Annotated in this window: 23 protein-coding genes, 1 tRNA gene and 1 pseudogene; 14 read left to right on the top strand and 11 right to left on the bottom strand. The window is 73.4% G+C overall.

Annotated features, from left to right (window positions below):
* Positions 1-107: 107 nt before the first annotated feature.
* Positions 108-1,634, top strand: coding sequence for an MFS transporter (locus CRM73_RS03840; RefSeq protein ID WP_229586892.1), 1,527 nt, complete (start codon positions 108-110; stop codon positions 1,632-1,634).
* A gap of 9 nt (positions 1,635-1,643) precedes the next feature.
* Here CRM73_RS03840 and CRM73_RS03835 read toward each other — a convergent pair whose 3' ends face one another.
* On the bottom strand, positions 1,644-2,936 hold the full coding sequence (locus tag CRM73_RS03835; RefSeq protein ID WP_052132874.1) for a DUF2254 domain-containing protein: 1,293 nt from the start codon (positions 2,934-2,936) through the stop codon (positions 1,644-1,646).
* Positions 2,937-3,056: 120 nt separating this feature from the next.
* Between CRM73_RS03835 and pstS (CRM73_RS03830) the strand changes: the two genes are divergently transcribed.
* Both pstS (CRM73_RS03830) and CRM73_RS03825 read left to right on the top strand, forming a co-directional pair.
* Complete coding sequence (gene pstS / locus CRM73_RS03830) at positions 3,057-4,205, top strand: phosphate ABC transporter substrate-binding protein PstS (protein ID WP_052132873.1); 1,149 nt, start codon at positions 3,057-3,059, stop codon at positions 4,203-4,205.
* Between the two features lie 23 nt (positions 4,206-4,228).
* Positions 4,229-5,311 carry an ArsO family NAD(P)H-dependent flavin-containing monooxygenase gene (locus tag CRM73_RS03825; RefSeq protein WP_126349854.1) on the top strand — a complete coding sequence of 361 codons (1,083 nt, stop codon included), beginning with the start codon at positions 4,229-4,231 and terminating at the stop codon, positions 5,309-5,311.
* Here CRM73_RS03825 and CRM73_RS03820 read toward each other — a convergent pair.
* Positions 5,308-5,532, bottom strand: coding sequence for a hypothetical protein (locus CRM73_RS03820; protein ID WP_017832004.1), 225 nt, complete (start codon positions 5,530-5,532; stop codon positions 5,308-5,310). The two genes, CRM73_RS03825 and CRM73_RS03820, sit on opposite strands and share 4 nt — an antisense overlap.
* A 162-nt stretch (positions 5,533-5,694) precedes the next feature.
* Here CRM73_RS03820 and CRM73_RS03815 point away from each other — a divergent pair, with 162 nt between their 5' ends.
* Positions 5,695-5,949, top strand: coding sequence for a hypothetical protein (locus CRM73_RS03815; RefSeq protein ID WP_035926085.1), 255 nt, complete (start codon positions 5,695-5,697; stop codon positions 5,947-5,949).
* A 165-nt stretch (positions 5,950-6,114) separates the two neighbouring features.
* Positions 6,115-6,399: a hypothetical protein gene (locus tag CRM73_RS03810; RefSeq protein WP_035926082.1), complete on the top strand. Its 285-nt coding sequence runs from the start codon at positions 6,115-6,117 to the stop codon at positions 6,397-6,399.
* 108 nt (positions 6,400-6,507) lie between these two features.
* Here the strand turns inward: CRM73_RS03810 and CRM73_RS03805 are convergent.
* Positions 6,508-6,580: transfer RNA gene (locus tag CRM73_RS03805), tRNA-Lys, on the bottom strand.
* 134 nt (positions 6,581-6,714) lie between these two features.
* Between CRM73_RS03805 and glsA the strand changes: the two genes are divergently transcribed.
* The 4 genes from glsA to CRM73_RS03785 all read left to right on the top strand — a co-directional run bounded on the left by glsA (position 6,715) and on the right by CRM73_RS03785 (position 11,201).
* A complete protein-coding gene (gene glsA / locus CRM73_RS19895; protein WP_017832007.1) occupies positions 6,715-8,586 on the top strand; it encodes a glutaminase A in 1,872 nt (623 codons plus the stop codon).
* Between the two features lie 43 nt (positions 8,587-8,629).
* Positions 8,630-9,274 (top strand): hypothetical protein, encoded by a 645-nt coding sequence (locus CRM73_RS03795; RefSeq protein WP_017832008.1) that lies wholly within the window; start codon positions 8,630-8,632, stop codon positions 9,272-9,274.
* Positions 9,275-9,565: 291 nt separating this feature from the next.
* Positions 9,566-10,180, top strand: a complete 615-nt coding sequence (locus CRM73_RS03790; RefSeq protein ID WP_095650880.1) for a DUF47 domain-containing protein — start codon at positions 9,566-9,568, stop codon at positions 10,178-10,180.
* 4 nt (positions 10,181-10,184) lie between these two features.
* Positions 10,185-11,201: an inorganic phosphate transporter gene (locus CRM73_RS03785; RefSeq protein WP_035926070.1), complete on the top strand. Its 1,017-nt coding sequence runs from the start codon at positions 10,185-10,187 to the stop codon at positions 11,199-11,201.
* Positions 11,202-11,340: 139 nt separating this feature from the next.
* On the opposite strand, the gene pstB is transcribed toward CRM73_RS03785, so the two are convergent.
* From pstB to pstS (CRM73_RS03765), 4 genes are all read right to left on the bottom strand, one after another.
* Positions 11,341-12,120, bottom strand: coding sequence for a phosphate ABC transporter ATP-binding protein PstB (gene pstB / locus CRM73_RS03780; protein ID WP_095650878.1), 780 nt, complete (start codon positions 12,118-12,120; stop codon positions 11,341-11,343).
* A gap of 57 nt (positions 12,121-12,177) precedes the next feature.
* Entirely contained in the window at positions 12,178-13,311 is a 1,134-nt protein-coding gene (gene pstA / locus CRM73_RS03775) for a phosphate ABC transporter permease PstA (protein WP_017832012.1), read from the bottom strand.
* On the bottom strand, positions 13,311-14,246 hold the full coding sequence (pstC, locus tag CRM73_RS03770; protein WP_017832013.1) for a phosphate ABC transporter permease subunit PstC: 936 nt from the start codon (positions 14,244-14,246) through the stop codon (positions 13,311-13,313). Before pstC ends, pstA begins: the two co-directional genes overlap by 1 nt.
* Before the next feature lie 175 nt (positions 14,247-14,421).
* A complete protein-coding gene (gene pstS / locus CRM73_RS03765) occupies positions 14,422-15,537 on the bottom strand; it encodes a phosphate ABC transporter substrate-binding protein PstS (RefSeq protein ID WP_017832014.1) in 1,116 nt (371 codons plus the stop codon).
* A 303-nt stretch (positions 15,538-15,840) separates the two neighbouring features.
* Here pstS (CRM73_RS03765) and CRM73_RS03760 point away from each other — a divergent pair, with 303 nt between their 5' ends.
* Positions 15,841-16,989, top strand: coding sequence for an aromatic acid exporter family protein (locus tag CRM73_RS03760; RefSeq protein ID WP_017832015.1), 1,149 nt, complete (start codon positions 15,841-15,843; stop codon positions 16,987-16,989).
* 28 nt (positions 16,990-17,017) lie between these two features.
* On the opposite strand, the gene CRM73_RS03755 is transcribed toward CRM73_RS03760, so the two are convergent.
* The 3 genes and pseudogenes from CRM73_RS03755 to arsB form a co-directional block, all read right to left on the bottom strand.
* Positions 17,018-17,446, bottom strand: a complete 429-nt coding sequence (locus CRM73_RS03755) for an arsenate reductase ArsC (protein WP_229586903.1) — start codon at positions 17,444-17,446, stop codon at positions 17,018-17,020.
* A gap of 18 nt (positions 17,447-17,464) precedes the next feature.
* Positions 17,465-17,902, bottom strand: a pseudogene (locus tag CRM73_RS19680) (low molecular weight phosphatase family protein); the annotation flags it as partial.
* Complete coding sequence (gene arsB, locus CRM73_RS03745) at positions 17,880-18,971, bottom strand: ACR3 family arsenite efflux transporter (protein ID WP_305067786.1); 1,092 nt, start codon at positions 18,969-18,971, stop codon at positions 17,880-17,882. The pseudogene CRM73_RS19680 and the gene arsB, both read right to left, overlap by 23 nt.
* An 84-nt stretch (positions 18,972-19,055) precedes the next feature.
* On the opposite strand from arsB, the gene CRM73_RS03740 reads away from it, so the two are divergent.
* Genes CRM73_RS03740 through disA form a run of 3 tightly spaced genes read left to right on the top strand, consistent with a single transcriptional unit; the run spans position 19,056 to position 22,003 of the window.
* Positions 19,056-19,442 (top strand): helix-turn-helix transcriptional regulator, encoded by a 387-nt coding sequence (locus CRM73_RS03740; RefSeq protein WP_017832018.1) that lies wholly within the window; start codon positions 19,056-19,058, stop codon positions 19,440-19,442.
* Positions 19,443-19,491: 49 nt separating this feature from the next.
* Entirely contained in the window at positions 19,492-20,919 is a 1,428-nt protein-coding gene (radA, locus tag CRM73_RS03735) for a DNA repair protein RadA (RefSeq protein WP_095650876.1), read from the top strand.
* A 7-nt stretch (positions 20,920-20,926) separates the two neighbouring features.
* Entirely contained in the window at positions 20,927-22,003 is a 1,077-nt protein-coding gene (gene disA, locus CRM73_RS03730) for a DNA integrity scanning diadenylate cyclase DisA (protein ID WP_031282255.1), read from the top strand.
* 16 nt (positions 22,004-22,019) lie between these two features.
* Here the strand turns inward: disA and CRM73_RS03725 are convergent, their stop codons facing one another.
* Complete coding sequence (locus CRM73_RS03725; RefSeq protein WP_229586891.1) at positions 22,020-22,679, bottom strand: hypothetical protein; 660 nt, start codon at positions 22,677-22,679, stop codon at positions 22,020-22,022.
* A 120-nt stretch (positions 22,680-22,799) separates the two neighbouring features.
* Between CRM73_RS03725 and CRM73_RS03720 the strand changes: the two genes are divergently transcribed.
* On the top strand, positions 22,800-23,501 hold a 702-nt coding region (locus CRM73_RS03720), incomplete at its 3' end, for an A/G-specific adenine glycosylase (RefSeq protein ID WP_229586890.1).

Here is a 23,501-nt window from a genome sequence, read left to right as displayed (position 1 = left end):
TCCCGTGCAGTCTAGTGCGGCGCCCCTCCCCCGTCCCGGGGGCGGGCCCGGTGCCGGCTCTGGAAGGATGGGGGCCGCACCCCCGCCCGGAAGGAGCCCGTCCCGCCATGCTGTCCCCGGCACCCGACGTCCCGGTCCGCGCCGGCGTCCGCGAGTGGGCCGCCCTCGTGGTCCTGATGCTGCCGGTGCTGCTGATCTCGGTGGACAACACGGTGCTGAACTTCGCGCTGCCGGAGATCTCCCGCGAGCTGCGCCCCACCGGCACGCAGCTGCTGTGGATGGTGGACGCCTATCCGCTGGTGCTCGCCGGGCTGCTCGTGCCCATGGGCGCCCTCGGGGACCGGGTGGGCCGCCGCCGGCTGCTGCTGGTGGGCAGCACGGGCTTCGCGGCGGTGTCCGCACTCGCCGCGTTCGCCCCGACCGGGGAGGCTCTCGTCGCCGCGCGGGCGCTGCTGGGCCTCTTCGGCTCGATGCTGATGCCCGCGACCCTGTCCCTGCTGCGCAACATCTTCCACGACCCGACGCAGCGGCGGACGGCCATCGCGGTGTGGGCCACGGGCTTCTCGGCGGGCGGGATCCTGGGGCCGGTCGTGGGCGGGTTCCTGCTCCAGCACTTCTGGTGGGGCTCCGTGTTCCTCCTGGCGGTCCCGGTGCTGCTGCCGCTGCTGGTCCTGGCGCCGGTGCTGGTGCCGGAGTCCCGCAACCCGGCCCCGGGCCCGGTGGACGTGCCCAGCGCCGCGCTGATCATGACCGCCATGGTGGCGCTGGTCCACGGCATCAAGGACCTCGGCGGCCACGGCCCGTCCGCCGGCGTGCTGGCCGCCGCGGTGCTGGCCGTGACCGCCGGGACGCTGTTCGTGCGCCGCCAGCTGCGCAGCCCGGTGCCGATGCTGGACCTGCGGCTGTTCCGCCACGCCCCGTTCACCGGCGGGCTGCTCAACAACCTGGTGGCCTCGACCACCTTCATCGGCTTCCTGTTCTTCGTCTCCCAGTACCTGCAGCTGGTGGAGGGCCTGCCGCCCCTGGAGGCGGGCCTCGCACTGCTGCCGGGGGCCGTGGTCACGATCGTCTCGGGGCTGCTGGTGGTGCACGTGGTCGGCGTCGTGCCCCCCGCGCTCGTGCTCGGCGGCGGGCTGCTGGTCATGGCCTCGGGCTTCCTGCTCGTCCTGCTCGGGGACCTCTCCGGCGGGGCCGTGCTCGTGGTGGCCCTCGTGGTCATCGGGCTGGGCTCCGGCGCGGCCCAGACGATCGCGGGGGACCTGATCCTCACCGAGGTGGCCCCCGAGCAGGCCGGCGCCGCCTCCGCGATCTCGGAGACCGCCTACGAGCTGGGGGCCGGGCTGGGCGTGGCCGTCCTGGGCACGGCCGTGACCGCGACCTACGCCGCCCGGGTGGAGGTCCCGCCGGGTCTGGACCCCGGGCAGGCCGCCACCGCGTCCGAGACCCTCGGCGGGGCGGTCGACGTCGCCGCGGCCCTCGACCCGGACGCGTCCGGGGAGCTGCTGGCCTCGTCCGTGGCGGCCTTCGAGGCCGGCGTGCACCTGTCGGCCGGGATCGGCGCGGCCCTGCTGGCCGGGACCGCCGTGGCCGTGAGCCTGCTGCTGCGCCGGGTCCCGCGGCTCCGGCGCCGGTAGCGGACCCGCTCAGTCGGCCGAGCGCAGCCTGACGTGCTGCTCCACCCGGGCGAGGTCCCGGGGGTGGGGTGCGCCCTCGCGGAAGCGGGCGAGCAGGACGTCGACGTGCTCGCGCGCCTGCCGCCGCACGGACGGGTGGACGCTGGCCGCCTCGATCCGGGCGGCGAGGTCCACGAGGGCCAGCAGGACGCTGACGTGCCCGGTGGCGTGCGGGCCGATCTGGTCGAACGGCATGTCCACGATCTCCTCGACCCCCACCGTCCCGTAGCGCAGCCGGTGCACGCCGTCGACCACCACCGTGTTCCCCGGCAGCGGGCGGGCCACGGCGGCGACGATCCCGGACGCGACCTCCTCGACGGCGTTGACCGCGGTGTAGGGGTCGTTGGTGCTCGGGGAGAGGGCGCGCACGGCGAGCTCCACGACCTGCTGCTCCGCGAAGCGGACGTCCTGGAGCGCCGAGCGCGAGTCGCCCACCCGCACGCAGCGCCGCAGCCGGTCCGCCAGCTCCCCGGCCCGGTGCGCGGGCCACACCCGGACCAGCGGCTCCTCCGCCAGGACGTGGTCGCCCACCCGCGGCACGAGCTCGAGGACGACGTCACCGGCCGCGGCGTGGTCCCGGAGCCGCTCGTAGTCGACGCCGACGACGTAGCCCACGCTGCCCGCACGGACCTCTCCCCCGCCGCTGCGGCGCCCCGCGGTCCGGACCAGCTCCTCCGGCGTCTCCTCCGGGTGCCACCGCTCGATCACGTCCAGCAGGCGCCGGCGCGCGCCGTGGACGAGGGTGTCCACCTGCACGGAGTCCGCGATGTGGTGGATGAAGTAGACGATCAGGGCGACGTCCGCGACCGCCAGCAGCACGCCGAGGTTGACCGCCAGGTGCGGGACGAACGGCTGGGCGAGGTCGTCGGAGGCCGAGCGGATCGTGCGCAGGACCAGCAGCGCGTAGATGAAGGTGGACACGAGCACGCCCAGCACCACCTGGTTGCCGCGGTCCGCCATGAAGTTGCGCACCAGCCGGGGCCCGTACGTGGAGCTGGCCGTGGCGATCACCGAGATGGTGATGGAGAAGGCGGTGGCGGCCACGCCCAGCATCGATCCGCCGATCGCGGAGAGCATCGACCGGGACCCGTCGATGCCGACGGCGTAGACCCACGCGATCCACGGGGAGTCCAGGTCCTCGGGCAGCCACCGGTCGACGGCCACCACGGACTGGGCCAGGACGACGGCGGCGAGAACGCACACGGCGGGCACGAACCAGAACCTGTCGAACACCCGGCGCCACGAGCCGGAGAGCTTGTCCATGCGCCCACCCTAGACCTGCCCCTCCCGGCGGTGGCGGTAGGCTGGGCGCCCGGACCCGCGCACCCGCGGACGCGCCACCTCCCTGACGCCCCACCTGACCGCCCTCGAGGAGACCTCCCCATGCTCAACGCTTCGCGACCGCGCCGACGGAACAGGACCGGCCGTGCGCTGCGGGCCGGCGCGGCCCCGGCCCTGGTCCTGGCCCTGGCGGCGCTGACCGGGTGCGGCTCGGACTACCCCCTCGGCGAGGAGCAGCGCCGCGCCGCGGAAGAGGGCGGCTCGGACCTGTCCGGGATCCTCACCGGGGTGGGCTCCTCGGCGCAGAACGCCGCCATGCTGACGTGGCGGAGCGGCTTCGAGTCGATGCACCCGGACGCGCAGGTGCAGTACCTCTCCGCGGGTTCCGGGGCGGGGCGCAGCGCGCTCGTGGGGGGCGGCACCGACTTCGCCGGCTCGGACGCCTACCTGGACGAGGAGGAGCAGGCCGAGGTCCGGGACTTCTGCGGCCCCGGTGGCGCCCTGAACATCCCCGTCTACATCTCCCCGATCAGCGTGGCCTTCAACCTCCCCGGCATCCAGGAGCTCGACCTCGACGCCGCGACCATCGCGGGCATCTTCCGCCACGAGATCACCCGGTGGGACGACCCGGCCATCGCCGCCCAGAACTCCGGCGTGGAGCTGCCCGACCTGCCGATCACGCCCATCGCCCGCGCGGACGACTCGGGGACGACCGAGAACTTCACCGACTACCTGCACTCGGTGGTCCCCGAGGTGTGGACGGACGAGGAGGACGGCGGCTGGCCGGCGGGGCTGCCCACGGAGCGCTCCCAGGGCAACGCCGGGGTGGTGAGCCTCACGGCCGAGACCGAGGGCGCCGTCACCTACGCGGACGACTCGCTCGTGGACGACTCCCTCGGCAAGGCCCGGGTGAAGGTGGGCTCCGAGTACGTGGCCGTGTCCGGCGAGGCGGCCGGCACCGCGGTCGGCGAGGCCTCCCGGGTGGAGGGCACCGGCCGGCACGACATCGCCCTCGAGCTGGACCGCGAGCCGGACGCGCCCGGGGCCTATCCGGTGGTCCTCGTCTCCTACCACATCTACTGCAGCAGCTACGGGGACCCGGAGGTCCTCGAGCTGGCCAAGGAGTTCGGGCACTACGTGGTCAGCGAGGAGGGCCAGCAGGCCTCCTCGGAGGCCGTCAAGAGCGCCCCGCTGCCGGAGAACCTGACCGCCGAGGCGCAGGCCGCCCTCGACTCGATCACCCTCCGCTGACCGGCCGGGACGGGAGCACGGACGTGGGCGAGGTCCTCGACGTCGCCGTGGTGGGCGCCGGGCAGGCCGGACTGGCCGTGGGCTACCACCTCCGGCGCACCGGCCTGTCCTTCGCGCTCCTCGACGAGCAGGAGGCGCCGGGCGGGGCGTGGCGGCACGTCTGGCCGTCGCTGCGGCTGTTCTCCCCCGCCGCGTACTCGTCCCTGCCCGGGCACCCGATGCCGGACACGGCCGGGGCGGCCCCGGACGCCGCGCACGTGGTCGACTACCTGTCCCGGTACGAGGAGCGCTACGGGCTGCCCGTCCGGCGACCGGTCCGGGTGCGGGCCGTGCACCGTGACGGGGCGGGGTTCCGCCTGGTGACGGACGACGGCGAGCTGCGGGCGCGCGCCGTCGTGAGCGCAACCGGCACGTGGTCGCAGCCGTTCCGGCCTGCCCTCCCCGGGCAGCGGGAGTACCGCGGCGAGCAGGTGCACAGCGCCCACTACGAGGGGCCGGCGCGGTACCGCGGCCGCCGCGTGCTCGTGGTCGGCGGGGCGAACTCGGGGGCGCAGATCGCCGCCGAGCTCGCCGAGGTGTGCGAGCTGACGTGGTGCACCAACGCCCCGCCCCGCTACCTCCCCGACGAGGTCGACGGGCGCGAGCTGTTCCGCGTGGCCACGCTGCGCGCCCAGGCCCTCGCCGCGGGCCGGCCGGATCCCGGCGGGGTGGCGAGCCTCGGCGACGTGGTGGCCGTTCCCTCCGTGCGCCGCGCCCGCGACGCCGGGGTGCTCGACCCCCGGCCGATGTTCACGCGCTTCACCGCGCACGGCGTGGTCATGACGGACGGCCGGGAGCAGCCCGTGGACGCCGTCGTGTGGTGCACCGGGTTCCGCCCGGCCCTCCGGCACCTGCGGCCCCTGCACCTGCGGGAGGACGACGGGCGGATCCGCACCGAGGGAACGGCCTCCACCCGGGTGCCCGGCCTGTACCTCGTGGGGTACGGGGACTGGACGGGCCCGGGATCGGCAACCCTCGTCGGTGTCGGCCGCTCGGCGCGGGACACGGTCGCGGCGGTGCGGAAGCGGCTCGCCGGCGGCCGGGACCAGCGCGCGGCCGCCCCCTAGACCGGGTCGTCGGGTCCGAGGTCCTCCGGTCGCCGGTCGCGCCGGACGAAGCGGACCACCCGGACGGCGATCACCCCGGCCCAGAGCAGCAGCAGCACGAACACGAAGGCGCTGAACACCCCGTCCTCCGAGGACCAGGTGAGCAGCTGGCCCGCGAGCAGCAGCACCGCGGTCGCGGAGAGCAGGATCAGCGCGGTGCGCTCGCTGCTTCGCTCGGACATGGCGGCTCCTGCCGGTCGGCGTCCTGGTCCCCGGATCCTCGCACATCCCGGACGGGTGCGTCCTGCGGGACTCCGGTCCGGGAACGTCATCCGCCGCCCTTCCCCCGACACGGCGGGCCGTCGGGCTACCGTGGAGAGGTCCCCGACAGAGAGGCTCCCCCGATGCGCCGCACCCTTCCCGCCGTGGCCCTGCTCGCGCTGACGCTGACCGGGTGCGACGACCGGCCGGAGGAGGTGGCGAGCACCCCCGGCGCCTCCCCCACCTCCTTCAGTCCTCCTCCCCCGGTCACCGCCACGCCGACCCCGACGCCCGACGGCCTGCCCACGGATCCGGGCACCGGGTCCGCGGCTCCGGCCCCGGACCCGCCCGGCCCCGAGTCGGTCCCCACCCCCTCCGAGCAGCTCGACGGGCCGTAGCACGGCCCGGGCGGGAGGACGCCGGCGTCCGGCCGGACAAAAGTGCAGGGGATGCCGACGGATGTCCACACCTCGATCCCTCGGCGACACGCGCGGGCCACGGGTGCCCCCGGGCTCTCACATGCATAAACATGGGCATACCCCCTCTCCCTGGAAGGTTCCCCCATGTACGAGAACACCGCTCTCGTTCCCCGCCCCCGCTGGGCCACCCATCAGGAGCTGACCGACCCCGAGACGGTCACCAACTCGCGGGAGCTGCCCGCCCGGTCCCTCGCCGGCCCGTCGGCGGTCGCGCTCCTGGAGACCTGGGAGGTCATCACCACCGCGGACGGCTCCTACGCCCACCGTGACGGGCTCGTCCTGCACATCGGCCACGAGGCGTGGACCGTGGAGCAGGCCAGGGCCCTGCACGACCGCATCGGCGAGGCCCTCGCACTGCTCGACCGGTAGCACCACCGGCGCCGCCGGGCGCCCCCGCGCACCGGGTCGCCCGCCGCGGGGGAGCAGAGAACCCCACCGGCCCCGGGCGCACCGGGAGCGATGGGGTTCTGTCGCGGGTGGGCCCCGTGGGGCTCGAACCCACGACCCATGGATTAAAAGTCCACTGCTCTACCAGCTGAGCTAGAGGCCCGTGCTCCACCGGCGAGCGCGGGGCGGCCGGTCCGGAGCGGGCACCACTCTACCGCACGGTCCCCCCGGGAGCCGGACGCCTAGAGTGGTGGGCAGTCCCGTGCCACCCATGCCGATTCGACCGGAGGACCGACCGTGCCGCACCCGAGCACCGAGGAAGAAGCACGCACGGAGACGGAGCTCTTCGGTCCGTCGGCCGTCACCGAGTACCTCGAGCAGGTGGTGGAGCAGCTGCGGGACGTCCGCGGCGGCGAGCCCAGCTCCTCCATCCCCGCCCTGGCCCAGGCCGACACCGAGCGCTTCGGCGTCGTCATCGCCACCGCGGACGGCCACGTGTACGAGGCCGGCAGCACCCGGGACGAGTTCAGCATCCAGTCGATCTCCAAGGCGTTCACCTACGCGCTCGCCGTGTCCGACCTCGGGGCGGAGGCGGTGCACGCGAAGATGGACGTGGAGCCGAGCGGGGACGCCTACAACGAGATCTCCCTCCAGCCCGGCACGGGGCGCCCCGCCAACCCGATGATCAACGCCGGTGCGATCGCCTCCACGTGGCTCGTCCCCGACAGCGACCGCGACCTGCGCCGGGACCGGATCCGCGAGGCCTACTCGCGGTGCGCGGGCCGGGACCTGGCGATCAGTCCCGAGGTCCTCGCCCAGGAGCACGCCGCCGGGGACCGCAACCGCGCCCTCGGCTACCTCCTGGCCTCCGCCGGGATCATCGAGGGGGACCCGACCCAGGCCCTCGAGGACTACTTCGCCCAGTGCTCGGTGCTGATCACGTGCCGCGACCTCGCCCTGATGGGCGCGACCCTCGCCAACGGCGGCACCAACCCGCTGACCGGGGACGAGGTCTTCGACGTCGACACGGTCTCCCGGGTGCTGTCCGTGATGAGCTCCTGCGGCATGTACGACGACGCCGGCGAGTGGATGGTCCGGGTGGGCCTGCCCGCGAAGTCAGGGGTGGGCGGCGGCATCATCGCCGTCCTGCCCGGGGAGCTGGCCGTGGCGACCTTCTCCCCTGCGCTGGACCGGCACGGCAACAGCGTGCGCGGGGTGCTCGCCTGCGAGCGGCTCTCCCAGGACCTCGACCTGCACTTCACCCACACCGCCCGCGTGGCCCGCTCCACGGTGCGCGCCAGCTACCCGATCGACCAGTCCCCCTCCCTGGTCCGCCGCAACGCCGAGGCCGAGGCGGTGCTGGCCGACCACGGCAAGGACGCCGTCGTCGTGGAGCTCCAGGGCGACCTGCTGTTCACGGGCACGGAGACCGCGATCCGCACCGTCCGCGACGTCGCCTACGAGGCCTCGTACGTGGTGGTGGACATGCGCCGGGTGGACGTGATCGCGGAGTACGCGATGCCGCTCCTGGCCAAGACCCGGGCCGAGCTGCAGGCGGCGGGCCGCACCGTGGTGGCGGTGGCCACGGACCCGGGCTTCGCCGGCTCCTTCGGGGGCGAACCGCCGCTCGAGGTGTTCCCCAGCCGGGCCGCGGCCATCAAGTGGGTCGAGGACCGGCTGCTCGAGGAGCACGGCGGCCCGGAGTGCACCCCGTCCCGGGTGAAGCCCGTGGAGTCCGAGCTGTTCTCCCGGCTGGACCCCGAGGACGCCCGGGACCTCCGCGCCCGGACCGTCGAGCGGACGTGGGCGGCCGGGGAGAACATCCTGCGCACGGGGCAGAACTTCGCCGGCATCCACCTCATCGTCAGCGGCAGCGTGTCGATGTCCCTGCGCACGCCCACCGGCGAGCGGATCGAGCTGCAGGTCCTCGGCCCGGGGATGAGCTTCGGGGAGCTGGCCCTCGGCACCGGGAACAAGCAGCACGCGACCCTGAGCGCCGTCACCGACGTCACCGCGCGGGTGCTGCTCCCGCAGGCGCTCGCGGAGCTCGAGCAGGAGGAGCCCGCCCTGGGGCTGCGGCTGTGGAAGGCGCTGGCCCGGGACGGCTTCGAGCAGACCGACCAGCAGTGGCGGGACGCGGCGGTGCACGCCTCGACCAGCGACTGGTGAGCGCTCCGTGGCCCGCCGCGGGCCACGGCCGTACGCTGGACGCATGAGCGACGCGCCCCGCCACCACAAGCCGGTGAAGTTCTCCCCGGAGCAGTTCGAAGCGCACGAGGGCGGCCCCGACCCGGCCCGCGTGTCCGAGGCGGCCCACCTCGCCGCCCACGCCCTGGTCTCCCGCGGGCGCGCCAGCGACGATCCCGAGATCAGCCGGCGGCTCATCGAGCTGACCGACGAGCAGGGCCTGGAGGGGATCGCCGAGATGTGGGCCGAGGCCCCGGCGGTGTCCCTGCCCGGGGCCCTCTGGCGGCTCTACGCCCTGCGGGCGGGGGTGCGCAAGGACCCGGTGCGGATGGGCCGCTACTTCACGGCGGGACGGGGCACCGCGCAGGTCTCGCACGTGGTGGCCGGCGTCGCGGAGCCCCCCGGGGCGGACGAGATCACCTCGATGGCGGACGCGATCCTCTCCGGCGCGTTCAACGGGGAGTTCGACGTCGCCCTGGACCGGTTCGCGGCCTTCTGCCGCGTGATCGCCCTCGGCCGGATCCGGCTGGCGGACACCGGGCAGATGCCGGTCGTGGACCCGGACGCGGCCCGGGCGCCGAGCACCGTGGCCCTCACCCAGCGGCTCGAGCGGACCGCGGAGGAGCTCGAGGCCGCGGCGCACCAGTGGCGCCGCGGCCACCTCGACTGAGCCCCGCCGTCCGGGCGTGCGGAGGTCCCGCCGTGCGGGAGCCCACAGCCGCAGGACTTGGCCCCACGAGCACGTCGACTACCATGGAACCCAGGTGCCGGGCCGCGGCAGCCCCGGGCTCCATCACATAGCCGCCACGAGCGGCCTTCCGCCGAGAGGCGCTCCCGGTCCGGCACCGCCCCCTCCTCCTTCCGGGACCACGGGCCGCCCCCGGGCCGCCCGGCGGCCCCATGTACAGTGGGATCCGCCGTGCTCCGCGGCGCAGGTCACGACGCCCAGGACGGTCAACACATGGCGCTTCGCATCTTCCCGGAGGACGAGCTGGTCCTGGACCTGCTGGCCGACATGTCGGGACAGGTGACGGAGACCGTGCGGCTCCTGTCCGAGCTGATGGGCTCCCCCGAGACGGACACCGCGACCCTCGACGCGATCCGCGAGTGCGAGGCCCGCTCCACCGACCTGTACTTCTCCGTGATGACCACGGTGCGCTCCACGTTCGTGATCCCCATCCCCCGGCAGGACGTCTACATCCTGGGCCACTGGCTCAACAAGGCCGCGGAGGAGCTGCTGGCGGTCGCGGAGGCGCACGTCGCCTACGCCCTCAGCCGGCCGCCCTCCTACGCCACGGACCAGCTCGGGGTGATCGAGCGGATGTCCGAGCTGACCACCCGGGCGATGCGCGACCTCGGCAGCCTCCAGGGCCTGGACGACTACTGGTACGAGATGCTCCGGTTGGGCAAGCAGTCCGAGCGCATCTACCAGCTGCACATGGGCCACCTGCTCGAGAACCACAAGGCGATCCCCGCGATGCGGCGCGAGCGCGCCGTCCGGCGCTTCGCCGGGGCCGCCCGGGCCCTGGTGCGGGTCTCGACCGAGGTGGGCCGCATCGTCGTGGCGGAGTCCTGAGCCCGTGCTGACGGCCCTGACCGTCCTCGGGATCGCCCTGGCCGTGACCCACACCGTCGTCAACGGTTTCCACGACGCCCCCAACGCCCTCGCCCTTCCGGTGCGCTTCCGCGCGCTCACGCCCCGGGTGGGCCTGGTGTTCACCGCCCTCGTCAACGTCGCCGGCGTGTGGGCCGCCGCGTACCTGCTCGCGGACTGGGTCATCACGGGCGTCCCCGTGCCGCACAGCGTGGTGGGCTCCGCGACGATCGTCTGCGCCCTGGTGACCACGATCGGCTGGAACCTGCTCACGTGGCGGTGGGGCATGCCCAGCTCCTCGACCACGGCACTGGCCGGAGGGCTGCTCGGCGCCCTGCTGGGCGCCCGCGCCGTGGGGCTCCCGGCGGTGGACCCGCTCACGGCCACGGCCTTCTACCAGGTCGTCGTGCCCCTGGTGCTGGCGCCGCTGGTCGCCTACGCCGCGGCCTGGGTGCTCGTGGTCCCCCTGCTGCACCTGCTGCGGCACTCGGAGCCGGACGCCACCACGTTCCGCTCCCGGCTCGTCCTGGCCATCGGGGCGGCGGCCGTCTCCTTCGGGCACGGCATCCACCACGGCCGCCGAGCCGTCTGGGTCCTCGCCACGCTGCTGCTGTGCGCCGGCCTCCAGGACCCGCTGGCGGGCGGGGCCGGCCCCTGGCTGTTCCTGCTCGTGGCGACCGGACTGGCCGTGGGCACCCTGTTCGGGGCCTGGCGGATCGCCTACACCCTGTCCTCCCGGATGATCACGATCGACCCGTTCCGCGGCGCGGTGGCCCAGGGCGTGGCCGGGTCCCTGCTGTTCCTGGGCGGGACGCTGATCCCCGTGCCGATGTCCACGTCCCAGACCACGGCCGCCGCGATCCTGGGCGCGGGACGGCAGCAGCGCTTCCACACGGTCAACGTCCGGGTGGTGCGGCGGGTCCTGCTGGTGTGGGTCCTCACCGTCCCGGCCTGCGGCGTGCTCTCCGGGACGCTCCTGCTCGCCCTCTCACCGCTGCTCTAGACGCCGCAGCGGCGCCGCCGCGGGCCCCGGGCCGCCGGCCCCGGAGCATTGCCTGCCGGGGCGGACGCACCGACGACGACGGGCGCCGGTCGCCTCCGCGGAGGTGACCGGCGCCCGTCGTCGTCGGTGCCGGGGCGGCTCAGCCGAAGCGGCCGGAGACGTAGTCCTCCGTCTGCTTCTCCCGGGGGTTGCTGAAGATCTCGGAGGTGGGGCCGTACTCGATGAGCTTGCCCGGCTTGCCGGTGCCCTGGATGTTGAAGAACGCGGTCCGGTCCGAGATCCGCGCGGCCTGCTGCATGTTGTGGGTCACGATCACCACGGTGTAGTCCTGCTTGAGCTCGTTGATCAGGTCCTCGATCGCGAGCGTGGAGATCGGGTCCAGGGCGGAGGCCGGCTCGTCCATGAGGATCACGTCCGGCTTGACCGCGATCGCCCGGGCGATGCACAGGCGCTGCTGCTGGCCGCCGGAGAGGCTCGAGCCGGGCTTGTCGAGGCGGTCCTTGACCTCGTTCCACAGGTTGGCGCCCTGCAGGGAGCTCTCCACGAGCGCGTCGGCGTCACCGCGCGAGATCCGCTTGCTGTTGAGCTTCACGCCCGCGAGCACGTTGTCGCGGATGGACATGGTGGGGAACGGGTTGGGGCGCTGGAAGACCATCCCGATCATGGAGCGCACCACCACGGGGTCCACGCCGGGGCCGTAGAGGTCCTCCCCGTCGAGGAGCACCTGGCCCTCGGCGCGGGCGCCGGGAATGACCTCGTGCATGCGGTTGAGGGTGCGCAGGAAGGTCGACTTGCCGCAGCCGGACGGGCCGATGAACGCGGTCACCGACCGGGCGTCGATCCCCATGCCGACGTCCTCGACGGCCAGGAAGTCGCCGTAGTAGACATTGAGGTGGTCGACGTCGATTCGCTTGGACATGTGTGTTCCTTGCTTCTTTCTCGCAGGGGTGCGTGCGGGATCGGGGTGCGGGGCGCGTCAGCGGCCGGCGACCTTGGGGGCGAACGCCCTCGCGACCAGTCGGGCGACGAGGTTGAGCAGCATCACGATCAGGATCAGCAGCAGCGCCGCGGCCCACGCCCGCTGCTGCGAGGGGTCCGGGCTCGTCGGGGACGTGGGCGTCATGATCTGGTAGTAGATGAACGTGGGCAGCGTGGTCATCCACCCGGAGAACGAGTTCCAGTTGATGGCGGTCGCGAACCCGGCGGTGACGAGCAGCGGAGCGGTCTCCCCGATGACCCGGGCGATCGCCAGGGTCACGCCGGAGGCGATCCCGGAGATCGCCGTGGGGATGACCACCTTGAGGATCGTCCGCCACTTGCGCACGCCCAGGGCGTAGGCGGCCTCGCGGAGCTCGTTGGGGACGATCTTCAGCATCTCCTCGGTGTTCTTCACGACCGTGGGGATCATCAGCACGGTCAGCGCGACCGCCGCGACGAAGCCGAAGCGGGTGGACGGGCCGAACAGGAGGCCGAAGAGGGCCGCGGCGAACAGGCCGGCCACGATGGAGGGGATGCCCGTCATGACGTCCACGAAGAACGTGATGCCCCGCCCCAGCCAGCCGCCCCGCGAGTACTCCACGAGGTAGATGGCCGTCAGCAGGCCGATCGGGACCGACAGCAGGGTGGCCCAGAAGGTGATGGACACGGTGCCCACGATCGCGTGGTACGCACCGCCCAGCACCGGGCCGTCCCCGGCGGCCGCGGCGTTGTCCGTAGCGCCGGTGACACCGTTCATGGACGTCAGCAGCAGGTTGGAGGTCAGCCCGGGGAGCCCGTTGGCGAGCACCGTCCAGATCACGGAGATCAGCGGGATCACCGCGAGGACGAAGGCCGTGTAGACGAGGTAGGTCATCAGGGAGTCCGCGCCCTTGCGCCCGCCCTCGATCATCGAGACGACGATCGGCGCGGCGACCAGGAAGACCGCGGCGGCGAGGACGGCCCAGAGGGCCGTGGAGAAGCCCAGGAGCGCCGCGAGGGCGGCGCCCACCACCACGGCGCCGGCACCGATCACGGGCACCAGCCACTTCGGCTTCTGGTTGCGGGTGAGCATCGACCGGCGGGGCGAGGACGGGCGCACGGGCGTGGGACTGCGGAAGGCGGTGGAGGACATCAGTTGGCTCCCGAGAATTCCTTGTAGCGGGCGACGATGGCGCGGGCGATCATGTTCACGACCAGGGTGATCACGAAGAGGATCAGTCCGGCGGCGATGAGCTCGGACAGCCGCAGGCCGTAGGCCTCCGGGAAGTTGAGGGCGATCTCCGCCGCGATGGTCTGGTTGCCGGACTGAACGAGGGACGCGGTGAGCGGTCCGCTCGAGAGCACCAGGGCCACCGCCATGGTCTCACCCAGCGCGCGCCCCAGGGCGAGCATCACCGCGGAGATGATGCCGGGGCGGGCGAAGGGCAGCACCGTCATCCGGATCATCTCCCACCGGGTGGCGCCGAGGGCCAGCGCCGCCTCCTCGTGGAGCTTCGGGGTCTGCACGAACAGCTCCCGGGACATCGCCGTGATGATCGGCAGGATCATGATGGCCAGCACGATCCCGGCCGTGAGCATGGTCTTGCCGGTCTGGGACGCGGGGCCGCCGAAGATCGGGACGAACCCGAGGTTGGTCGAGAGCCAGTCGTAGAAGGGCACCACCGAGGAGGCCAGGACCGTGGTGCCCCAGGCTCCGTAGATCACCGACGGGATCGCCGCCAGCAGGTCGATGACGTACCCCACGGGCTTGGCGATCCGTGCCGGCGCGTAGTGCGAGATGTACAGGGCCACCAGCACGCCGATCGGGGTGGCGATCACCAGGGCGATCACGGCCGCGATCACCGTGCCGATGACCATCGGCCAGATGTAGGACCAGAAGCCGGCCCCGCCGGAGATCTCCTCGGCCGGGGCCTGGAAGGTGGGCAGCGCCTGCAGGAACAGGAACAGCGCCACGGCCGCCAGGACGGCGAGGATCAGCACGCCGGCCCCGAGGCTGAGCCCGGAGAAGATCGAGTCGCCCGCCTTGCCGCCGGCGGCGGTCTTCCTGGTGGTGACGGTGGTGGACATGTCGGGTGCCCCTTCGATTGCCTGACACGGATGGCGCCGGGACGGGGTGGTGCCCCGGCGCGTGGGTCCGGTGACGCGCCTCACGGGGAAGGCGCCTCACACACGAATGTCCCGTTCGGCGCGGGCACGGGCGGAAGGGCCCGGGCCCGCACCGAACGGGACCAGCAGAACTGGATCAGCCGGCGACCGTGATCTGGTCGATCGCCTCCTGCGCGGCGGTGCGCAGGCTCTCGGACATGGGAGCGGAACCGGCGGCCTCGGACGCCGCCTGCTGCCCCTCCTCGCTGATGACGTACTCGCCGAACGCCTTCGCGAGGTCAGCGGTCTCCTGGGAATCGTACTGCGGGCAGAAGATCTCGTAGGACACGAGCACGATCGGGTAGGTCCCGGACTCGGTGGTGTCGCGCTCCAGGTCCATCGCCATGTCGTACTCGGCGCGGCCCTCGACCGGGGAGGAGTTCTCGACGGCGGCGGAGGCGGCCTCCGGGGAGTAGTTCACATACTCCTCGCCGACGCCCACGGCCACGGTGCCGAGGTCGCCCACGGCGGAGGCGTCCGCGTAGGTGATGGCGCCCTCGGTGGCGCCGGCGGACTGGACCACGCCGGCGGTGCCCTTGTTGTTCTCCGCGGCCCACTGGGACGGCCAGTTGCCGGAGACCTCCTCGGTCCACACCTCGGGGGCGGCCGCGGCCAGGTACTCCTGGAAGTTCTCGGTGGTGCCGGACTCGTCGTTGCGGTGCACCACGGTGATCGGGGTCTCCGGCAGCTCCGCGTCGGGGTTCTGCTCGGCGATCGCCGGGTCGTTCCACTCGGTGATCTCGCCGGTGAAGACCTGGGCGATGGTCTCGCCGTCCATGTTCACGGTGTCGACGCCGGGCAGGTTGAAGGCCACCGCGATCGGGGAGATGTAGGCCGGGACGTGGAAGCCGCCGTCGGGGCCGCAGACCTCCTTCGACGCCTCGTACTCCTCGTCGTCGAGGTAGGCGTCGGAGCCCGCGAAGTCCGCCCCGCCGGCGGTGAAGGCCTCGCGGCCGGCACCCGAGCCGTCCGGGGAGTACTGCACCGTGGCCTCGGGGTTGGCCTCCTGGAAACCGTTCTGCCACGCGGTCATGGCGGCCTGCTGCGAGGACGCGCCGATACCCGTCAGCGTGCCGGAGACGCCGGCGCCGGCGGCCGAGGTCTCGGTGGAGCCGGAGCCTTCGCCCGTGGCGTTGTCCGAACCGCACGCGGTGAGCGCGAGCGAGCCGATGGCGAGAACGGCTGCGGAACGGCCGAGGTGGGAAACCTTCACTTGAGTAGCCCCTTCAGATCACAGTGGTGCCCCGTCGAGGGGCCGTCGTTCGATGTGGCGCCGGCAGAGTTCCGGGCCGGTGCGAGAGGTGGATCTGCGGGCGGGCCGCGGACCTCTCACCGAGAGACGCTAGGGAGCGCAGGTGGCCAGATTGGCCCGTGAAGGTGAACGGAGGGTGAACACCGCCCCCCGCAGCCGTGCCGTCGTTGCACATCTCACACCGCGCCCGCCCGATCCCGGCCCGGTGCGGGGGCTCCGGCCCCCCGCACCGGCGGTCCCGTGCTGCTCGCCTAGGATGGCCCCATGCAGCCAGGCAACCGTGCGCGAGCCGCGGCCCGCGCGGTGCGCAGCCGCACCCGGATCGGTGTGACGCGGGTCCGGACGGGGCTGCTCCAGAGCTTCCAGATCACGGTCGCCAGCGTCGGCGCCTACGTGATCGCGGAGCAGCTGCTGGGCCACTCCGGGCCCATCTTCGCGGCCACCGCGGCCCTCGTGGCCCTGGGCTTCGCGAAGGACGGGCTGCGCTACCGGCGGGTCCTCGAGGTCTCGATCGGCTGCACCCTCGGCATCGCCGTGGGGGACACGCTGATCCACGTCCTGGGCACGGGCGTCTGGCAGGCCGGCGTGGTCCTGATGACCTCGATCCTGCTCGCCCGCTTCCTGGACAACGGCACGCTGTTCACCACCCAGATGGGGCTGCAGTCGGTGCTCGTGGTCCTGCTGCCGCCGTCCCAGGACGGGGTCTTCGCGCGGTCCACGGACGCGGTCGTGGGCGGGCTGTGCGCCCTGGCCATGGCCTACTTCGTGCCCACGGACCCGCGGAGCCAGCCGCGCCAGGGCCTGCGGGCGCTCGTCGACGAGTTCTCCGGGGTGCTCCGGGAGGCGAGCCGGGCCATGGAGGACTACGACGCCACCGCCGCCTGGCACGCCCTCGTGCGTGCCCGGCAGACCCAGCCGCTGGTGGACTCGGTGACGTCCGGACTGAAGTCGGCCCTCGAGATCGCCACGGCCTCGCCGCTCTACCGCGGCCGCCGCGCGGAGGTCGAGGGGATCGCCCACTCCATCCGCTACCTGGACCTCGCCGTGCGCAACGCCCGGGTGCTCACCCGCCGCCTCGCCTCCGTGCTCAACCACGTGACGCTCTCCGACGAGGCCGTGGCCGCCATGAGCGCCGCCCTCGAGGACCTCGCGGACGCCGTCGTCACCCTGGGCAACGCGCTCGCGGTGGCCTCCCCCGGCTCCCGGGAGAGCTACCTTCGCCAGGCCCGCAACGAGCTGGCGAACGTGGCCGGGCGCCTGCACCCCGGGCAGATGGGGGTGCGCACCATGGAGGGCGAGACCCTGGTGCTGGACATGCGCCCGATGGTCGTGGACCTGCTGGAGGCGGCCGGGATGACGCACGACGAGGCGCGGGACCAGCTCCCCCGGCTCGAGGGCTGGGACCGCGCCTGAGCCGGGACGGTCCCGGCCCCGAGGCCCCTCAGCCGGCGGTCTCGCCGGGCAGGAGCTCCGCGATCAGCTGCTGGATCCGGGCCCTGATCTCGTCCCGGATGGGGCGCACGGACTCCAAGCCCTTCCCCGCCGGGTCCGCCAGCGCCCAGTCCTCGTACCGCTTGCCCGGGTAGAACGGGCACGCGTCCCCGCAGCCCATGGTGATGACCACGTCGGAGTCCTGCACGGCCTCGTCGGTGAGGACCTTGGGGGTCTCGGCGCTCATGTCGATGCCCTCCTCGGCCATCGCCGCCACGGCGGCCGGGTTCACGGAGTCCGCCGGCGCGGAGCCGGCCGAGCGCACCTCGATGCGCCCCCGGGAGAGGTGGCTGAGGTAGGCGGCGGCCATCTGCGAGCGCCCGGCATTGTGCACGCACACGAACAGGACGCTGGGCCGGTCCGTGCGCTCCGCGGTCAGCTCGTCCAGCAGCCGCCGGACCCGGGTGTCGATGTCGTCGCGGACCAGGCGCATCCGCTCCGCGCCCTCGATGCCGCGGACGGAGGGCTCGTCGGTGTGCCAGGTCTCGATCGTTCCGGTCATCCCCTCGACCGGCTCGACCCTCGCCTCATCGCCCAGTACGACCACCCGGTCGACCCGGCGCAGCAGCTTGGGGTCGATGGGCTTCGGCGTTCCGGAGGACATGTCCGCACCGACCTCGGCGACCACCTCGGCGGACAGGGCGTTGATCTTGCTGCCGGGCTTCGTGCCGGCGGAGTGGACCTCTACCGCCCCACGGGCGTGGTGTTCCATGAGGGCGGCGGCCATCTGGGACTTGCCGCCGTTCTTGGCGCACACGAACAGGACGGAGGGCTGGGTGGTCTCGCTCAACGGTTGCTCCTGGATCTGGGGGTCAGCGGGTGGGGACGGTGGCATCGCCGGGGAAGAGCTTCCGGCCCACCCACAGGGACACGTAGACCAGCGCGACGAGCACGGGCACCTCGATGAGGGGGCCGACCACGCCCGCCAGGGCCTGTCCGGAGGTGACTCCGAAGGTGCCGATGGCCACGGCGATGGCGAGCTCGAAGTTGTTGCCGGCGGCGGTGAACGCCACGGTGGTGGACTTCGCGTAGTTCAGTCCCAGCGCCCGGGAGGCCAGCAGGGCCACCCCGAACATGAGGAAGAAGTAGACGACCAGGGGCAGGGCGATCCGGGCCACGTCCCAGGGGTTGGAGGTGATGGCGTCACCCTGCAGGGCGAAGAGCAGCACGATGGTGAACAGCAGCCCGTACAGGGCCCAGGGACCGAGCTTGGGCAGGAACGTGGTCTCGTACCACTCCCGGCCCCTGGCCTTCTCGCCCAGGGTGCGGGTGAGGAACCCGGCGACCAGCGGGATCCCGAGGAACACCAGGACGCTCAGCACGATCGACCACACCGAGAACTCGGCCGAGGTGGTGGGCAGGCCCAGCCAGGCCGGGAGGACCTGGAGGTAGAACCAGCCCAGGGCGCCGAAGGCGATGACCTGGAACACGGAGTTGACCGCCACCAGCACGGCGGCGGCCTCCCGGTCCCCGCAGGCGAGGTCGTTCCAGATCAGCACCATCGCGATGCAGCGGGCCAGGCCCACGATGATCAGCCCCGTGCGGTACTCGGGCAGGTCGGGCAGGAAGATCCAGGCCAGGGCGAACATCAGCGCCGGCCCGACGATCCAGTTCAGCACCAGGGACGCCCCCATCAGGCGCTTGTCGCCGGCCACGCGGTGGGTCTCGTCGTAGCGGACCTTGGCCAGCACCGGGTACATCATCACCAGCAGCCCGATCGCGATGGGCAGCGACACCTCGCCGATCCGCACGGCCTCCAGGGCGGTGTTCAAGCCCGGGACGAAGCGACCGAGCAGCAGGCCGGCGACCATGGCCGCGATGATCCAGGCGGGCAGCCAGCGGTCGAGGAAGGACAGGTCCTTCATCACCCCGTGGGAGGCAGCGGGGACGGTGGTGGTGCTCATGGGCGGGCGAACCTCTTCACATCGACGGGCATCTATCCCGCACAGTACGGGTCACATCGACGCCCGTCAATGTAGGATGGGGGGATGACTCCCGCTCCGGACCTCGACAGCACGGCCGACGCCGGGACCGCCGACCGGTGCGCCCCCGGCGCGCCGGCCACGGAGTGCTGCTCGCTCTCGGGCGGGCCCATGGGTCACGACGACGCCCGGCGCGTGGCGGGCCTGCTCAAGGCCCTGGCCGACCCCACCCGGCTGCGCCTGCTCTCCCACGTGGCCGCCCAGGGCTGCGACACCGTGTGCGTCTGCAGCCTCACGGACGACCTCGGCATCAGCCAGCCCACGGTCAGCCACCACATGAAGAAGCTGGTCGAGGCCGGGCTGCTCACCCGCGAGCAGCGCGGCAAGTGGGCGCACTACTCCGTGGTGCCCGGGGCGTTCGCGGAGCTGCGCGCCTTCCTCGACCTGCGCTGAGCCGGCCGCGGCGCTTGGGCCGTCCGAGGCGGCGGCTAGCCTGGACGCCATGAGCACCCGCACCCGCCGCAACTCCCCCGCCTACCGCTGCACCGAGTGCGGCTGGAGCACCGCCAAGTGGGTGGGCCGCTGCGGGGAGTGCCAGGCGTGGGGCACGGTCGAGGAGATCGGCGAGCACAAGGCCCGCACCACGGCCGCCCGGTCGATCGCCGAGCCCGCCCGTCCCATCGCCCAGGTGGACGCCACGGTGGCGGCCTCCGCGCCCACCGGGGTGCCGGAGCTGGACCGGGTCCTCGGCGGCGGACTGGTCCCCGGCGCGGTCGTGCTGATGGCGGGCGAGCCCGGGGTCGGGAAGTCGACGCTGCTGCTCGACGTCGCCGCACGCTTCGCGGAGGGCGCGGGCGAGGGCACCCGCGACGTCCTCTACGTCACCGGCGAGGAGTCCGCGGCGCAGGTGAAGCTGCGCGCGGACCGGATCGACGCCGTGGCGCCCACCCTGTACCTCACCGCCGAGACGGACCTGGCCACGGCGCTGGGCCACATCGAGAAGATCTCCCCCCGCCTGCTCGTGGTCGACTCCGTGCAGACGCTGGCCAGCGCCGAGGTCGAGGGCTCCGCGGGCGGGGTGACGCAGGTCCGGGAGGTCGCCGCCTCCCTGATCGCCGCGGCCAAGAAGCGGAACATGACCACGCTGCTCGTGGGGCACGTGACCAAGGACGGCTCCATCGCCGGGCCGCGGCTGCTCGAGCACCTGGTGGACGTCGTGTGCCAGTTCGAGGGCGAGAAGCACTCCCGGATCCGGCTGCTGCGGGCGGTCAAGAACCGCTACGGCCCCACGGACGAGGTCGGCTGCTTCGACCTCACCGAGACCGGGATCACGAGCGTGGAGGACCCCTCGGGCCTGTTCGTCTCCCGCACGGCCCTGCCCGTCTCCGGCACGTGTCTCACGGTGACCCTGGAGGGCCGCAGGCCCCTGCTCGCCGAGGTGCAGGCGCTGCTGGACCGCTCCTCCACCGCCCAGCCCCGGCGGGCCACCGCCGGCCTGGACTCCCAGCGGGTCGCCATGCTGCTCGCCGTGCTGCAGCGGCGGGCCGGCGTGAACCTGGCCGGGCTGGACTGCTACGTCTCCACGGTCGGCGGGGTGAAGCTCACGGAGCCGTCCACCGACCTCGCCGTGGCCATGGCGCTGGCCTCGGCCGCGCAGGACCGGCCCCTGCCGCAGCGCCTGGTGTGCTTCGGGGAGGTGGGCCTGGCCGGCGAGGTGCGGCCCGTCCCGGGCATCGGGCGCCGCATCCAGGAGGTCGCCCGGCTGGGCTTCACCCACGCGGTCGTGCCCGCGAGCCCCACCGGCCCGGGCCCCGTCCCGGCGGGGTTCACCGTCCGGGAGGTGACCACCATCAGCGACGCCATGGAGCTGCTCTTCCCCCGGTCCGCCGCCGCGCCCGCACGGAACCGGCAGACCGCCGCGGCCGTATGATGTGACCGTGGCGAAGACCCCTGAGAACGCACTGCGCAAAACGCTGGCCCGCATCGCACCCGGCACCGAACTGCGCACCGGTCTCGAGCGGATCCTGCGCGGGCGCACGGGCGGGCTGCTCGTGCTCGGCTTCGACCGCTCCGTCGAGGCCATCTGCTCCGGCGGCTTCGACATCGACACCGACTTCACCGCGCCCAGGCTGCGGGAGCTGGCCAAGATGGACGGCGCCATCATCTGCGACCGGGACGCCACCCGCATCCTGAAGGCCGGGGTGCAGCTCGTCCCCGACGCCTCGATCGGCACCACGGAGTCCGGCACCCGGCACCGCTCCGCGGAGCGCACCGCCAAGGAGACCGGGGTGCCGGTGATCTCCGTGAGCCAGTCCATGAGCGTCATCACGATCTACGTGGGCGAGACCCGGTACGCCATCGAGGGCTCCCAGTCGATCATGGCCCGCGCCAACCAGGCCCTGCAGACCCTCGAGCACTACAGCCACCGGATGGAGCAGGTGCTCGGCAACCTGTCCTCGCTCGAGATCGAGGCGTCCGTGACGGTGCGGGACGTGGCCCTGACGCTCCAGCGCATGGAGATGGTCCGGCGGATCTCCTCCGAGATCGGCTGGTACGTGCTCGAGCTCGGCGTGGACGGGCGGCTCATCGCGCTGCAGCTCGAGGAGCTCACCGCGGGCACCGGCCCGGGGCCGGACGTGGTGCTGCGCGACTACCTGCCCGACGGCACCCCCGCGGAGGGCATCGAGGAGGGGCTGGGGCGGCTGGCCGAGCTCACGCCCACGGAGCTCATCGACCTGCAGCGGATCGCGGTGTCGGTGGGTCTCGTCGAGCCGCAGGGCAGCCTCGAGACGGACCTGCACCCGCACGGCTACCGGCTGCTGGAGGGCATCAAGTCGATGCCGCGGGCGGTCGCCAACCGGCTGGTGCGCCAGTTCGACGGCCTGCAGTCCCTGATGGCCGCCAACCTGGAGGACCTCAAGGCGGTCGAGGGCATCGGCGAGCAGCGGGCCCGCACGGTGCGCGAGTCCCTCTCCCGGATGGCCGAGACCAGCCTGCTCGAACGCTTCATGTGAGCCGCGCGCGGCGCGCTCACTCCAGGACGAACGGCACCGGCTCCGCGGTGCGCTCCCCGAGGGACGTCACGAGACGGTAGTACCCGGCCTGGGCCTCGCCCCCCGCCTCCGCGCAGCCCTCGGCGGTGCGCAGGCGGTTCCACGTCAGCCGGGCAACCTTCTCCTGTCCGGGCTCGACCGTCACCTCCGCGTCCTCGGAGCCGGCCTGGCAGTGCCTGCTGTCGAAGACGGTGTCCGCCCCCGAGGTCACCTCGTAGACCATCCGGGACGTGCCCGCGTTGACGCGGCAGGGGTCCTCCCCGGTGTTCTCCAGGGTCAGCACGAGGACCGGCTCGACGTCCTCCGGGTAGCTCTCCCGGTCCGTCGACGCCCGCACGGCGAGGTCGGGGCCGCACTCCTCGACCGGACCCTCCGTGGCGGGCGCGGACGCGGACCCGGACGCGGACCCGGACGCCGACGCGCTCTCGTCCGGCCGCGGCGTGAAGTCCGCGAAGGGCTCCTCCGAGGCCGCGGCGGCCGAGGCGGTGGCGGCCTCCGGCGCCGGGACGTCCTCCGTCTCCCCGGAGCCGAGCATGCCCGCGACCGCGGAGACCAGTCCCACCGCCACGAGCACCAGCAGCACGCCCGCCGCGAGGGCCGCCACGAGCCGGCGGCGCCGGTACACCTCGGGGCTCAAGCGCCGGGATCCGGGGTCGCGGGGAGCTCGTCCGTCGTCGTCGTGACCGTTCCCCGACCGTCCGTGGGGGGTGCTCCCGGAACCCTTCTGCGCCATGCTCCCAGGCTACAGTGGACTGCGATGAGCTCCCCGCACACTGCCCCGACCGCCGCCGCGGAGCCCGCTCCGCCGGGCCTGCACCGGGCCGTGACCGACTGGTTCGACGACGCCGCCCGGGACCTGCCGTGGCGGGACCCGTCCTGCTCCCCGTGGGGGGTCATGGTCAGCGAGTTCATGCTCCAGCAGACGCCCGTGGTGCGCGTGCTGCCCGTGTGGCGGGCGTGGATGCAGCGCTGGCCGCGGCCCGCGGACCTCGCGGCGGAGAGCACCGGGGAGGCCGTGCGCGCCTGGGGCCGGCTCGGCTATCCGCGGCGGGCCCTGCGGCTGCACGCGGCCGCCGTCGAGATCACCGAGCACCACGGGGGCCGGGTGCCGGCCGCGCACGAGCTGCTGCTGGCCCTGCCCGGGGTGGGCGCCTACACGGCCGCCGCGATCGCGGTCTTCGCCTTCGGCGACCGGCAGACCGTGGTGGACACGAACATCCGCCGCGTGCACGCCCGGGTGGTCACGGGGCGGGCCCTGCCCTCGCGGTCGCTGACCGCCGCCGAGCTCCGGCTCGCGGAGGAGCTGATGCCCGCCGACGACGCCCTGGCCGTGCGCTGGAACCAGGCCGTGATGGAGCTCGGCGCCCTCGTCTGCACGGCCCGCTCCCCCCGCTGCGAGCAGTGCCCGGTGCGGGACGCGTGCGCGTGGGTCGCCGCGGGCCGGCCCGAGCCCGTCGAG

Source organism: Kocuria sp. CCUG 69068, from assembly GCF_020833785.1.
GTDB lineage: Bacteria > Actinomycetota > Actinomycetes > Actinomycetales > Micrococcaceae > Kocuria > Kocuria rosea.
Note: the sequence above shows the minus strand (reverse complement) of the source record. Positions and strands in the feature narration are given on the sequence as shown.